A 12,666-nucleotide genomic window follows, 5' to 3' on the forward strand; every position below is an offset into this window, starting at 1 on the left:
GCGATGACCCTTCCTGTCAGTGCGAGTGGTGCTGGTGGTAGCCTTCGCCCTCGATCACCTTGCCGCGGAACACCCAGTAGGCGTAGCCGGTATAGGCGAGGATCACGGGGATGAGCACGGAGGCCCCGACGAGCAGGAAGACGAGGCTGGTGTCGGGTGCGGCGGCCTGCCAGATCGTCAGCTCGGGTGGCAGGATGTTCGGGTAGAACGAGATGCCGATGCCGATGAAGGACAGGACGAAGAGCGTCAGCGCCGCGAAGAACGGCCGGTAGCTCGAGACGTGGTCGCGCAGCGCCGTGAACAGGCTCCAGGCCGCGAAGGCCAGGACGAGCGGGATCGGCGCCACCAGGAAGATCTGCGGAAAGCTCAGCCAGCGCGAATAGAAGGTCGGCTGCAGGAAGGGCATCCAGGCGCTGACCACGACGATCGCCAGGAGCGTCGCCACCGCCAGACCGCCGGCATAGCGAGCGGCCATCCGGTTGAGCGGACCCTCGGTCTTCACGATCAGCCATGTCGCGCCGAGCAACGCGTAGCCGACCACGACCGCCAGCCCCGTGGTCATCGAGAAGGGTGTCGCCCAGTCGAACCATCCGCCGGCATAGGCGCGCCCCGAGATCTCGATGCCCTGCACGATCGTGCCGAGCGAGACGCCCTGCGCGAAGGCCGCGATCAGCGACCCCGCGAAGAAGGCCATGTCCCAGACGCCGCGCCAGCGCACCGTGCGGAAGCGGAACTCGAAGGCGACGCCGCGAAAGACCAGCGCCAGCAGCATCGCGATGATCGGCGCGTAGAGCGCCGGCATGACGATGGCATAGGCCAGCGGAAAGACCGCGAAGAGGCCGCCGCCGCCGAGGATCAGCCACGTCTCGTTGCCGTCCCAGAAGGGGGCGATCGTGTTGATCGCCGTGTCGCGGTTCTCGTGTCGCTTCAGGAAGGGGAAGAGGATGCCGATGCCGAGGTCGAACCCGTCGAGCACGACATAGGCGAGAACCGCGAAGGCCAGGATGAAGGCCCAGATGAGGGGAAGGTCCATGGCGCGCTCCTTCAGATCGTCTGCGTCGGCGCGTCGTCGGGCGCCATGTGCGGTCCCGGCGTGATGCCGGCGGTGCGGATCGGCTCGCGCGGGTTGAGGCCCTCTTCAAAGACGTTCGGCGCATGGCGCATGTGGCGCAGGATGTAGTAGGTGCCGGCGCCGAAGACGACGAAGTAGACCACGATGAAGGCGATGAGCGAGGTGCCGACGGCCGAGGCCGCGATCGGCGAGTGGCTCTCGGAGGTCCGCAGCAGGCCGTAGACGGTGAAGGGCTGGCGCCCGACCTCGGTGGTGATCCAGCCGCAGAGCACGGCCACGAAGCCCATCGGCCCCATCGCCACCATCGCCCGCTGCAGCCAGGGCGCGTCGTAGATCGAGCCCTTGTAGCGGCGCCACAGGCTCCAGACGCCGATGCCGAGCATGGCGAAGCCGATCGCCACCATGATGCGGAAGGTGAAGAAGACGATCCAGACGTTCGGCCAGTCCTCGCGCGGGAACTCGTTGAGGCCCTTCACCTCGCCGTCGAGCGAGTGGGTGAGGATGAGCGAGCCGATCCGCGGAATGGCGATGGCCGACCGCATCGTGCCCGCTTCCATGTCGGGAATGCCGAACAGCGTCAGCGGCATGCCGCCGTCGCGATTGGTCTCGAAATGGCCCTCCATCGCCGCGACCTTGGCGGGCTGGTGCTCCAGCGTGTTGAGGCCGTGGGCATCGCCCGCGAAGATCTGGATCGGGGCGATCACGGTGGCCATCCACAGCGCCATCGAGAACATCAGCCGCGCCGAGGCGTTGCCGCGATCGCGCAGGAGATGGAACGCCCCGACTGCGCCCACCACGAAGGCGGTCGTGAGATAGGCGGCCAGCACCATGTGGACGAGGCGGTAGGGGAAGGACGGGTTGAAGACGATCGCCCACCAGTCCTCGGGAATGAACTGCCCGTTGGCAGCGATCGCGTAGCCCGCCGGGGTCTGCATCCAGGAATTGACCGAGAGGATCCAGAAGGCCGAGCCGAGCGTGCCCACCGCCACCATCAGCGTGGCGAAGAAGTGCAGGCCCTTGCCGACCCGGTTGAGCCCGAACAGCATGACGCCGAGGAACCCGGCTTCGAGGAAGAAGGCCGAGAGCACCTCGTAGGCCATCATCGGCCCGAGGATCGGCCCGGTCTTGTCGGCATAGACTGACCAGTTGGTGCCGAACTGGTAGCTCATGACGATGCCCGAGACGACGCCCATGGCGAAGGACACGGCGAAGATCTTCAGCCAGTACTGGAAGGTCGTGAGGTAGACGCGCCGGCCGGTCGCCAGCCAAAGGCCGTTGAGCACCGCCAGATAGGAGGCGAGGCCGATCGTGAAGGCGGGAAAGATGATGTGGAAGGAGATCGTGAACCCGAACTGGATGCGGGCCAGAAGCACCGGATCGAAGCCTTCGAACATGGGACCGTCACCTTCGCATGGACCGCGAGCCGGCAAAGGCGGCGGTCTCGTCTCTCGTGCCTGACATAGCGGGGCCGGCGCCCGGAACAAACGTCTCGCGACCATTTGCGCGCCGGGGCGCTCCTTCCCTGCCGAGCCGTGACTTTTGCGGCGCAACATTGCAGGCTTGGACGACATCTGGGCTGTCGGTCGCCGCGCGGCAACGCGCGTTTTGTCCAAGCGGTACGGCGGTTCGTCTGTACCTGCGCGTCCGAGCCGTCCGTGATAGAGCGGAAAAGGCATGGCCGCCTCGCCGGCGAGCGGCCGCCGGACCTTGGGAGGAGGACCCCGCATGAAGCGTTCCCGCGTCAACGAGCTCCTGCGATCGGGCGAGGCGTTCATCCGTTCGTTCGGCTATGCGCTGCCGCCCTTCGCCGCTTGGTCGCCGGCCGAGATGCGAGCGCGGCGCGACGCCGCCGGGATGATCGTCGAGCGGGGGCTGGGCTGGGACGTCACCGATTTCGGCGGCGGCGATTTCGACCGGCTCGGCCTGTTCCTCTTCACGACCCGCAACGGCCATGCTGCCGATCTCAAGTCGGGCCGCGGCATGCTCTATGCCGAGAAGATCATGATTGCTCGCCGCGACCAGCTGACGCCGATGCATCGCCACGACCTCAAGGCCGAAGACATCGTCAACCGCGGCGGCGCGACGCTGGCGTTGCAGCTCTTCACCGCCGCGCCCGACGGCGCGATCGACGAGGCTCTGCCGGTGCGGGTCGTGGCGGACGGTCTTGCCCGCACGATGAAGGGCGGCGACATCCTGACCCTCTCGCCCGGCGAAAGCGTCACGCTGATGCCCCGCGTCGACTGGCATGCCTTCTGGGGCGAGGGCGGCGACGTGCTGATCGGCGAGGTCTCGACGGTCAACGACGACCAGGGCGACAATGTCTTCCGCGACCCCGTCGGTCGCTTCGCTGAGATCGAAGAGGACGACGAGCCGCGGCGCCTCCTCGTCTCCGACTACGAGAGATGGCTGTGAGGCGCCGATCGGCCACGGGACGAAGGGAGCCCGCGAGGATGACGGGATCGACGATCGAGGGCCGGTGCCGCTGCGAGCGAACGCGGTTTCGTGTCTCCGGCGCGCCGCTGATGACGATGGCCTGCCATTGCACGGGCTGCCGGAAGATGACGGCGAGCGCCTTTTCGCTGTCCTCGCTCTTTGCAAGCGAGGCTTTCGCGGTGACGGAAGGCGAGCCCGCGATCGGCGGCCTGCACGGCGCGACGCGGCACTTCTTCTGCCCGCACTGCATGAGCTGGCTCTTCACCCGGCCCGAGGGCCTGGACGATTTCGTCATGGTGCGTGCCGCGATGCTGGACGATGCCGGCACCTACCGGCCCTTCGCCGAGACCTTCACGAGCGAGAAGCTGCCCTGGGTCTCGACACCGGCCGTCCACAGCTTCGAGCGGTTTCCGGCGCCCGAGGCTTTTCCGGCGCTGCTGGAGGACTATGCCCGGCGCGCCGGACCCTGAACTCGGTGCCGCTCCGGATCGGCGCCCCGAACGAAACGATGCGGCGAGCCCCGCAAGGGAACGCGCCGCATCGAACGGTTCGATCGAGGCCGAAAGGCTCAGGCGCTCATCTTCTCGAAGCTCTGGTCCAGATCGAGGGCGAAGCCGCCGTCGCGGGTCTTACCGACGGGAGCGACGGGGGCAGGCTTGGTGGGCGCCGTGAAGCTCTGCGCGCGGGCCTGGAGGGTGCGCACGTCGGACCGGGCCGGGGCCGGGGCCGGCGTCGCGCTCTTGCGCGAGGACGTCGTCTTGGCGGGCAGGGCGACGACCTTGGCGGTGCCGAGATCGAAGAAGCCGGCCCGCTCCTCGAGGCGGATCGCCTCGGCCGAGAGCTGCTCGGCGGTGGCCGACATCTCGTTGGCGGCGCCGCTGTTGGCCTGCGTCACCTCGTCGAGCTGGGTGATGGCGTTGACCGTCTGCTGCGTAACCTGATCGAGTTGCGTGATCGCCTGGTTGATCTGCTCGGCGCCGACATTCTGCTCGCGGCAGGCGGCCGAGATCTCAGCGACGAGTTCGGCGGTGCGGCGGATATCGGGCACGAGGGTTTCCAGCATGCCGCCGGCTTCCTCGGCGACGTCCAGCGTCTGGCCCGACAGCGTGCCGATCTCGGCCGCCGCCTGCTGCGAGCGCTCGGCGAGCTTGCGCACTTCGGAGGCCACCACCGCGAAACCCTTGCCGTGCTGACCCGCACGCGCCGCCTCGATCGCCGCGTTCAGGGCGAGAAGGTCGGTCTGGCGGGCGATTTCCTGCACCACTTGGATCTTCTGCGCGATCACGCGCATCGCCTCGACCGACTTTTGGACGGCCGCGCCGCTGCGCTCGGCGTTGACGGCGGCCTGCGTCGCGATCTTCTCGGTCTGCGTGGCGTTGTCGGCGTTCTGGCGGATGTTGGCGGCCATCTCCTCCATCGCGGCGGAGGCCTGCTCGGTCGCGGCGGCCTGCTCGTTGGCGCCGGACGACAGGCGCTGCGTGGCGGCGGCCTGCTGGGTGGAGCCCGCCGAGAGCTGCTCGGCGGTGACGGCGGCCTGCGTCGAGCCCGACGCCACTTGCGTCGCCGAGGTCGAGACGTCCGAGACGATCTCGGAGAGCTTGGCGACCATCTCGCCCATCGCCCGCTGCAGGTCGGCGATCTCGTCGCTGCCCTTGGCCTCGATGCGCTGCGTCAGGTCGCCGACGCTGATCGCCTTGGCGAGAGCCACCGAACGCGACAGGCCGCGCGAGATCGACAGCGCCATCCAAGTCGCCGCCGCGGCGCCGACGAGGATCGCGCCGAGAATGACGGAGAGGAGAAGCGTGCGGGTGGAGGCGTAGGAGGCGCGCGCATCTGCCATGAAGTTGCCGGCGAGCATGGTGGCGCGGGCGCTGACGTCGTCCATCCGCTTGTCGGCCGCGGCCGCGAGCGGGGCCTGGCGCTCCGCCATCAGCGTCTGGGCGATCGCCAGCTTGGTCTCGACGCTGGCTTCGGCGGCATTGCGCATGCCGGCAAAGAGCGGCGTCCAGGCGGCCGCTGCGGGGCGCACGTCGCCGGTGCTGGCGGCCGGAACCGAGGTTTCGAGGCGCGCCAGATCGGCGCGCACCGCGGCGTCGATGCCGTCGAGCCGCTCGCGGGCCGCCGCGCTCGTCGCGTCGGACGAGAGGGCCACCGCCTCGATCATCGCGATCCGGGCGGCCGCCGCCGCCGTTGCCATCTGCGAGACGAGGCCGCTCGACGCGGCGTTCTCGGTGCCGAGGCCCGCACGCAGCCGCGTCAGCGCCTGATCGAAGGCCGTCGCGGGAGTCTGGGTCGTCAGCAGGCTGCCTTCGACGGCGGTGGGATCGGCCTTGAGGCTGGCGGCGAGCGACTCGTCCGACGCCTTGCGAAGCTCCGCGATCAGCGGAGCGACGTCCTGGAACAGGGCCTTGCCCTCCTCGCTCATGAAGCGGAACACGGTGTTGAGGTTGGTGTCGACCTGCGTCCAGGCAGCGTCGTATTCCTGCCTCGCGGCCCTCTGCGCCTCGGGATCGGTCGTGGCCAGCGAGTTGGCGACGATGCGGCGAACGGTCTCGAGATTGCCCTGAACGTCCTTCGCGCCCTGTGCCTGCTCGAAGGGCCGGTTGGCGAAGTCCTCGAGCGTCGCGTTGCTGTCGCCCAGACTAGAAAGCCCCAAGTATCCGACCGCGCTGGTGAGAAGGAGGACGGCAGCGAAGCTGGCACCCAGCTTTAGTTTCATCGTCAAGCGCATGAAGGTCCTGTGTCATGGATCGGATTGGCAAAGGCGAGGATTGTTCTCGAAGCTATTGTTTATCGAACGAATGAATCTGTCGTAAAATCTGAAAAACAAATCATTAGTTGAACGCTAACCATTCAAATTAAAACATCGCAGTGCCGCCGGGGTCCCGTCGATGCGCTGATGGGTGTTCGTCGGCCCGCGCGGGCGGAGCGGCCGCATCATGAAGCTGTGGACGGCGCCGCGCCCGGACTCCAGTCGCGCCTCCATCTTCGCTAGGTTGCCTCGTTCCAGCCCACGGCAGACCTCAGCCTTGCGTCCCGGCTTCGCCGGATCGCGGCCCGCATCGGAGACGCTCCTTGACGAAAGTCGCCGTCGATCTTGGAACCACCGGAAACGGGGATCCGGCCGAGATGGATCTCGAGGAGCTTCTCTCGACGCGCCTTCTCGTCCAAGGCAATTCAGGCTCGGGCAAGTCGCATCTCTTCCGGCGCATCCTCGAGCAGAGCGCGGGCTGGGTGCAGCAGGCGATCATCGATCCCGAGGGCGACTTCGTCTCGTTCTCGGATCGCTTCGGCCATGTCGTGGTCGATGCCGACCGCACCCCGGCCGAGCTGGCGCGCATCGCCGCGCGCATCCGCCAGCACCGCGTCTCCGTCGTGCTCAACCTCGAGGGTCTCGACGCCGAGGTGCAGATGAGCTGCGCCAGCGCCTTCCTCAACGGGCTGTTCGACGCCGATCGTCACTACTGGTTCCCGATGCTGATCGCCGTCGACGAGGCGCAGATCTTCGCGCCCTCGATGGCCGGCGAGGTCGCCGACGAGGCGCGCCGCACCTCGCTCGGCGCGATGACCAACCTCATGTGCCGCGGCCGAAAGCGCGGGCTCGCGGGCATGATCGCCACGCAGCGCCTCGCCAAGCTCGCCAAGAACGTCGCGGCCGAAGCCTCGAACTTCCTCATGGGCCGCACCTTCCTCGACATCGACATGGCACGCGCCGCCGATCTCCTGGGCATGGACCGCAAGCAGGCCGAGCGCTTCCGCGATCTCGAGCCGGGGCAATTCGTGGCGCTGGGCCCGGCCCTGTCGCGCCGGCCGATCCCGATCCGCATCGGCCCGGTCGAGACCGCCGGGCGCTCCGGGCGCCCGGTGCTGATGGCGCTGCCAGAGGCGAGCCCGGAAGCGATGGCCGATCTCATCTTCACCGCCGGCGCCGACGAGCCGGCGCATCTGCCCGCGCCCGTGCGGCGCGAGTCGGTGGCGACGCGCGACCTCCTCGAACGCGTTTCGGCGCCGCGTTTCGCCGCGGCGATGCCGGCGGCGGACGAGCCGGAGGAGGAGGTCTTCGACGAGGCGGCCGAGGCGGAGCGCCAGGAGCGCCTCGATGCGATCTTCGACGAGCTGATGGCCGATCCGCAGGCCGCCTTCCGCCCGGTCCAGATGCTCTACCAGGACTTCCTCACCCATTGCCGGCTGAAGCGCATCACCGATGCCGGGCTCGACATGGGCGCCTTCCGGCGCAAGCTCGGGCTGGCGCGCGCCGGCGTCGGCGCGGGCGTCGACGACGCCACCTGGGGCGAGGTGGTCGAGCGCTCCGAGGAACTGCCGGACGACATGCAGGGCGTCTATCTCCTCCTCGCCAAGGCAGCGCGCGACGGACAGCCCTGTCCGGGCGACGACGTGCTGGCCAAGGCCTATGGCAGCCATTCGCCCTCGCGCGGACGCTTCCTCCTCACCTACATGGCCGAGCGCGGCTACATCGCCGCCGAGACCGACTTTCGCGGCAACCGCGTGGTGGAGATCGCCGGCAGCGGCTGGCGCACGGGTGCGGGCTCCGCGCGGCCCCGCCTGCCCGGCGCGACCCCGCGTCTTCGCCGGGCCTGAGGGCCGATCTCGGTCCCGGTGGCAGGCATCGAATGGGTGTGCGGCCTTGTTGCATGATACCGACAGTGCGCCCACGAGATCACCGGCGCTGTTGAGTTGAGCGCCATTGGCAGGCCGGTCTTCCAACCGATACCGGTCGCCTTGTCCCGGAGGCGGATCGGGGTCGCTTCGCCGCGCCGGCTGTGGCAAGGAGAGACCCATGTTTCCTGACAGTCTTTGGACCACCGAACTCATCATGCGGCCGATCGCTCCCGGCGATGCGGGAGCGATCTTCGACGAGTATGCGCAGGACCCCGCGGTCACGCGGTTTCTCTCCTGGGCGCCGCATCGCTCGCTCGCCGAGACCGAGAGCTACATCGCCGACTGCATCGCCAGCCAGAGCTCGCGAACCTTCACGCTGCTGGGGCGGCGCGACCGGCAGTTGCGCGGCGCCTTCGCCGTGCGCCGCGTCTCGCCCGGCCACGTCGGATTCGGCTACGTGCTGTCGCAGCGCTCCTGGGGGCAGGGGCTGATGACCGAGGCGCTGACCGAGGTCGCCGGCTGGGCGCTGAAGCAGAAGGGCGTCTGGCGCTTCGGCGATGTCTGCGACGTCGACAACGCTGCCTCCGCTCGCGTCATGGAGAAGGCCGGGCTCTTGCGCGAGGGTCTTCTCAAGCGTTGGATGGTTCATCCCAACATCGAGGATACACCGCGGGACTGCTGGAGCTACGCTCGCACGCGCTGACCCGCTTGGGGGTCAGACGGGGATGCCGACGAGACGCAGCGTGCCCAGCACGAACCCGTCCGAGATCGCGAAGGCGATGGCGGCCTCGAGCACGAGGGCGATCGCGATCGTCGCACCGAGCGGAACAGTGCGCGCCGCGAAGAAGCCGATCACCACGAACACCGTGTCGCCGAGCGCGTTGAGGATGCTGTCGCCCTCGTAGGCGGGTGCGCCTTCCGCCTGCCCGAACATCGCGATGATGACCGGCGTGTTCTCGGCGATCTCCCAGACGGCGGACGAGGCCAGCGCCGCCAGCAGCTTCCACGAGGTCGGCCAACGCGGCCGCATCCGGTCGAGGAAGACGAAGAGGCCGAGGCCGAACATGACGTGCAGCGCCGAATACCAGTCGGCGAACTGCTGCGAGGCGCCGGGCGAATGCGGGTCGCCGTCCCAAAGCGCCACCGTTCCGCATTCGCAGAGAAGCGGCCGGCCCATCACGTCGAGCCAGGAGGCCATCGCCGCCACGATCACCAGTCCCACCGCGACCTGCACGAAGGGACTGGCGAGAAGCGATTTGCTGCCGGGGCCGGAAAGGGAAGGGCTGGTGTTCCTCATCGGGGCCCCAACGCGGCCGAGGGCGCGGGAGTTGCGATGACTTGAGCGTCCACCACAGGAAAGCGAAGACCGATCGCGTTGAACGCCTCGTGGCTTTGAAGGGGCGAACGTCGGCGATATCGAGGGCATCCGCGTGGAAGGGCTGGACATTGGGCGCCCGCGTCCTCTCTTCTAGCAAGCGTTCCCGGCGACCCCGCAGGGATGCCGCCACCCGCCGTCGATGACCCATTACGCCCTGATCTGCCCTCCCTTCCACAGCCATGTCCGCGTCTTCGAGGCGATCGGCGAAGCCTTGCTGGCGCGTGGCCACCGCGTCACCTTCGTGGTGAATGCCGGGGCGGGCGCGCTCGTGCGCGCCGCGGGCATCGAGGTCGAGGAGGTCGAGGAGCGCGGCTGGCGCACGCTGGAGGCCCGACGCGAACCCGGTGGCCTCTTCGGCATCCTGCGCACCGTGCGCGACGGGGCCGAGCGCACGGCCGCCTTGTGCGAGGGCGGCCCGGCGATCCTGCGGCGCATCGGCGCGGAGGCGCTGCTCGGCGACCAGATGGAGCCCGCCGCCGGTCTTCTCGCCGAGCATCTGGCGCTGCCGTTCCTCTCCGTCGCCTCCGCCCTGCCGATCGATCCCGACCCCTCGCTGCCGTCGCCCTTCGTCGGCTGGCGCTACGACCCGACGCCCGAGGGGCTGAAGCGCAATCGCGGCGGTGAGCGGATCTCGCGGCTGCTGCTGCACCGCCAGCGCGAGGCGATCCGCGTCGCCGCGCTCGAATTCGGCCTGCCGCCGCGCGACCGGATGGACGAATGCCTCTCGCCGCTGGCGACATTGGCGCAGACCGTGCCCGGCTTCGACTTCCCGCGCCGCGCCAGCGCCCGCCACTTCGCGCTCGGCCCGTTTCGAACCGGGGCCGACGCGCTCGCGCCGTCCCTCGTCCTGCCGTTCGAGCGACGGCCCGGCGCCCCGCTGGTCTTCGCCTCGCTCGGCACGCTGCAGGGGCACCGCGTCGCGATCTTCCGGGCCGTGGCGCGCGCCTGCCGGGCGCTCGGCTGCCAGCTCGTGGTGGCCCATTGCGGCCGGCTCGGGGCTGCGGACGCCGCCTCGATCGAGGCCGATTTCGTCACCGACTTCGTGCCCCAGCGCGCGATGATGCGCGAAGCCGACATCTGCGTCAGCCATGCCGGGCTGAACACGGTGCTCGACGCGCTCGAGGCCGGCGTACCGGTTCTCGCGGTGCCCATCGGCTACGACCAGCCCGGCGTCGCCGCGCGCCTCGTCCATCACGGCGTGGGTCTTCGCCTGCGGCGCCGGCGCCTGACCGCCAGCACGCTTGAAGCCGCGCTGGCCCGGTTGATCGGCGAGGCGAGCTTTGCCCGCAACGCTGCCGCGATCGGCGCCGAGATCGCGGCCTCCGGCGGCGCTGCCGCCGCGGCCGAGATCGCCGAGCGCCTTGCCGGGGCACCGGCCCGGCCACGCCGCGCGCTGGAGCCCGCATGAGCGATCGCCACGACCTGATCCTTGCCGGCGGCGGTCTCGCCAACGGCCTCATCGCCTTTCGCCTCACGGAGCGGCGGCCGGACCTGCGCTTCCTCGTGATCGAGGGCGGCGAGACGCTCGGCGGCAATCACACCTGGAGCTTCCACGACGGCGATCTCTCGCCGTCGGAGCACGCCTGGATGGAGCCGTTCGTGGCGCATCGCTGGCCGGGCTACGAGGTGCGCTTTCCCCGTCGCAGTCGCCCCGTCGCCACGGGATACGCCTCGGTCTCCTCCGAGCGGTTCCGCGCGCTTCTCACCGAGCGGCTCGGCGACCGGCTGATGCTGGGGGCGCCGATCGCCTCGCTCGATCCCGGCCGGGTGACGCTGCAGGACGGGCGGAGCTTCGGCGCGAGAGCCGTGATCGACGGGCGCGGCCATCGCGGCAGCCGCCATCTGAAGCTGGGCTTCCAGAAGTTCCTCGGCCAGGAATGGGAGCTGGCCGAGCCGCACGGGCTGGCGCATCCGATCGTGATGGACGCCACCGTGCCGCAGCGCGACGGCTACCGCTTCGTCTACGTCCTGCCCTTCTCGCCGACGCGCCTCCTCATCGAGGACACCTACTATGCCGACGACGCGGCGCTCGACACGCCGACGCTGCGCACCTCCATCGCCGACTATGCGGGCGCGCAGGGCTGGCGGCTTCAGGCGCTGGTGCGCGAGGAGCACGGCATCCTGCCGATCGCGCTCGACGGGCGCATTGAGGATCTCGTCGCCGAGGCGGCCGGGGTGCCGACGGTGGGGCTGGCGCGGGCGCTGTTTCACCCGACCACCGGCTATTCGCTCCCCGATGCCGTCCATGTCGCCGATCTCGTGGCCGCGCTGCCCGATCTCTCCTCGGCCTCGCTGGCGCGACTGCTGGCGGCGCATGCGCGCAATCTCTGGCAGGATCGCGCCTACTTTCGCCTGCTCAACCGCCTGCTCTTCCTCGCCGGGGTGCCGGAGGAGCGCTACCGGATCCTCGAGCACTTCTACCGCCTGCCCGATCCGCTCGTGGCGCGGTTCTACGCCGCACGGCTGGATATGGGGGACAAGATCCGCATCTTCGCGGGTAAACCCCCCGTATCGATCCGCAGCGCGATTCGCGTCCTGGCGGCGCGACGCACGATGAAGGACGACGCATGACAGGCCATCCGACCGCCGCGCCGACGGCGCGCACCGCCATCGTGATCGGATCGGGGTTCGGCGGCCTGTCGCTGGCGATCCGCCTGCAGGCGGCGGGCACCCAGACGACGCTTCTGGAGAAGCGCGACAAGCCGGGCGGGCGCGCCTATGTCTACGAGGATCAGGGCTTCGTCTTCGACGCCGGGCCGACCGTCATCACCGACCCGTCGGCGCTGGTCGAGCTCTGGACCTCCGCCGGCCGGCGGATGGAGGACTATGTCGAGCTCCTGCCCGTCAGCCCGTTCTACCGCCTCTGCTGGGAGGACGGCTACGCCTTCGACTACGCCAACGACCAGGGCGAACTCGACCGCCAGATCCTCGCCAAGAACCCGGCCGACGTCGAGGGATACCAGCGCTTCCTCGCCTATTCGCGCGAGGTCTTCCGCGAAGGCTACCTGAAGCTCGGCACCGTGCCCTTCCTGCACTTCCGCGACATGATCCGCGCCGGGCCGCAGCTCGCCAAGCTGCAGGCGTGGCGCTCGGTCTATGCCAAGGTCGCCGAGTTCATCGAGGACGAGCAGCTTCGTCAGGCTTTCTCGTTCCACTCTCTGCT

The 12,666-nt window shown here is 69.3% G+C and carries 11 protein-coding genes; 7 read left to right on the top strand and 4 right to left on the bottom strand.

The window, feature by feature from the left end; genetic code table 11:
- Window positions 1-16 precede the first annotated feature (16 nt).
- Both cydB and AUL33_RS08740 read right to left on the bottom strand, forming a co-directional pair.
- Window positions 17-1,033: a cytochrome d ubiquinol oxidase subunit II gene (gene cydB, locus AUL33_RS08735; RefSeq protein WP_062206651.1), complete on the bottom strand. Its 1,017-nt coding sequence runs from the start codon at window positions 1,031-1,033 to the stop codon at window positions 17-19.
- 11 nt (window positions 1,034-1,044) lie between these two features.
- A complete protein-coding gene (locus tag AUL33_RS08740; protein ID WP_062206653.1) occupies window positions 1,045-2,466 on the bottom strand; it encodes a cytochrome ubiquinol oxidase subunit I in 1,422 nt (473 codons plus the stop codon).
- Between the two features lie 331 nt (window positions 2,467-2,797).
- Between AUL33_RS08740 and AUL33_RS08745 the strand changes: the two genes are divergently transcribed.
- Entirely contained in the window at window positions 2,798-3,484 is a 687-nt protein-coding gene (locus AUL33_RS08745) for a D-lyxose/D-mannose family sugar isomerase (protein WP_062206655.1), read from the top strand.
- A gap of 38 nt (window positions 3,485-3,522) precedes the next feature.
- On the top strand, window positions 3,523-3,975 hold the full coding sequence (locus tag AUL33_RS08750; protein ID WP_062206657.1) for a GFA family protein: 453 nt from the start codon (window positions 3,523-3,525) through the stop codon (window positions 3,973-3,975).
- Window positions 3,976-4,073: 98 nt separating this feature from the next.
- Here AUL33_RS08750 and AUL33_RS08755 read toward each other — a convergent pair whose 3' ends face one another.
- Window positions 4,074-6,236 (bottom strand): methyl-accepting chemotaxis protein, encoded by a 2,163-nt coding sequence (locus AUL33_RS08755; RefSeq protein ID WP_062206659.1) that lies wholly within the window; start codon window positions 6,234-6,236, stop codon window positions 4,074-4,076.
- Between the two features lie 398 nt (window positions 6,237-6,634).
- Between AUL33_RS08755 and AUL33_RS08760 the strand changes: the two genes are divergently transcribed.
- Window positions 6,635-8,104: an ATP-binding protein gene (locus AUL33_RS08760; protein ID WP_062206679.1), complete on the top strand. Its 1,470-nt coding sequence runs from the start codon at window positions 6,635-6,637 to the stop codon at window positions 8,102-8,104.
- A 199-nt stretch (window positions 8,105-8,303) separates the two neighbouring features.
- Window positions 8,304-8,828 (top strand): GNAT family N-acetyltransferase, encoded by a 525-nt coding sequence (locus AUL33_RS08765; protein WP_062206661.1) that lies wholly within the window; start codon window positions 8,304-8,306, stop codon window positions 8,826-8,828.
- A gap of 12 nt (window positions 8,829-8,840) precedes the next feature.
- On the opposite strand, the gene AUL33_RS08770 is transcribed toward AUL33_RS08765, so the two are convergent.
- Window positions 8,841-9,422, bottom strand: coding sequence for a DUF2585 family protein (locus tag AUL33_RS08770; RefSeq protein ID WP_192843164.1), 582 nt, complete (start codon window positions 9,420-9,422; stop codon window positions 8,841-8,843).
- 220 nt (window positions 9,423-9,642) lie between these two features.
- Between AUL33_RS08770 and AUL33_RS08775 the strand changes: the two genes are divergently transcribed.
- The 3 genes from AUL33_RS08775 to crtI all read left to right on the top strand — a co-directional run.
- Window positions 9,643-10,911 carry a glycosyltransferase gene (locus AUL33_RS08775; RefSeq protein ID WP_062206664.1) on the top strand — a complete coding sequence of 423 codons (1,269 nt, stop codon included), beginning with the start codon at window positions 9,643-9,645 and terminating at the stop codon, window positions 10,909-10,911.
- Window positions 10,908-12,074: a lycopene beta-cyclase CrtY gene (gene crtY / locus AUL33_RS08780; RefSeq protein WP_062206665.1), complete on the top strand. Its 1,167-nt coding sequence runs from the start codon at window positions 10,908-10,910 to the stop codon at window positions 12,072-12,074. The genes AUL33_RS08775 and crtY overlap by 4 nt, the downstream gene beginning before the upstream one ends.
- Window positions 12,071-12,666, top strand: a 596-nt coding sequence (gene crtI, locus AUL33_RS08785) for a phytoene desaturase family protein (RefSeq protein ID WP_156419336.1), incomplete at its 3' end; no start/stop codon positions are given. The genes crtY and crtI, both read left to right, overlap by 4 nt.

Origin of the sequence: Aureimonas sp. AU12 (assembly GCF_001463705.1) — a bacterium.
Lineage (GTDB): Bacteria > Pseudomonadota > Alphaproteobacteria > Rhizobiales > Rhizobiaceae > Aureimonas.

Excerpts from the sequence above, each read along its gene's own strand:
- AUL33_RS08770 (WP_192843164.1), bottom strand. The coding sequence starts at position 9,422 with ATGAGGAACACCAGCCCTTCCCTTTCCGGCCCCGGCAGCAAATCGCTT.
- crtY (WP_062206665.1), top strand. The coding sequence starts at position 10,908 with ATGAGCGATCGCCACGACCTGATCCTTGCCGGCGGCGGTCTCGCCAAC.
- AUL33_RS08745 (WP_062206655.1), top strand. The coding sequence starts at position 2,798 with ATGAAGCGTTCCCGCGTCAACGAGCTCCTGCGATCGGGCGAGGCGTTC.
- AUL33_RS08775 (WP_062206664.1), top strand. The coding sequence starts at position 9,643 with ATGACCCATTACGCCCTGATCTGCCCTCCCTTCCACAGCCATGTCCGC.
- AUL33_RS08765 (WP_062206661.1), top strand. The coding sequence starts at position 8,304 with ATGTTTCCTGACAGTCTTTGGACCACCGAACTCATCATGCGGCCGATC.
- AUL33_RS08755 (WP_062206659.1), bottom strand. The coding sequence starts at position 6,236 with ATGCGCTTGACGATGAAACTAAAGCTGGGTGCCAGCTTCGCTGCCGTC.
- cydB (WP_062206651.1), bottom strand. The coding sequence starts at position 1,033 with ATGGACCTTCCCCTCATCTGGGCCTTCATCCTGGCCTTCGCGGTTCTC.
- AUL33_RS08760 (WP_062206679.1), top strand. The coding sequence starts at position 6,635 with ATGGATCTCGAGGAGCTTCTCTCGACGCGCCTTCTCGTCCAAGGCAAT.
- AUL33_RS08740 (WP_062206653.1), bottom strand. The coding sequence starts at position 2,466 with ATGTTCGAAGGCTTCGATCCGGTGCTTCTGGCCCGCATCCAGTTCGGG.
- AUL33_RS08750 (WP_062206657.1), top strand. The coding sequence starts at position 3,523 with ATGACGGGATCGACGATCGAGGGCCGGTGCCGCTGCGAGCGAACGCGG.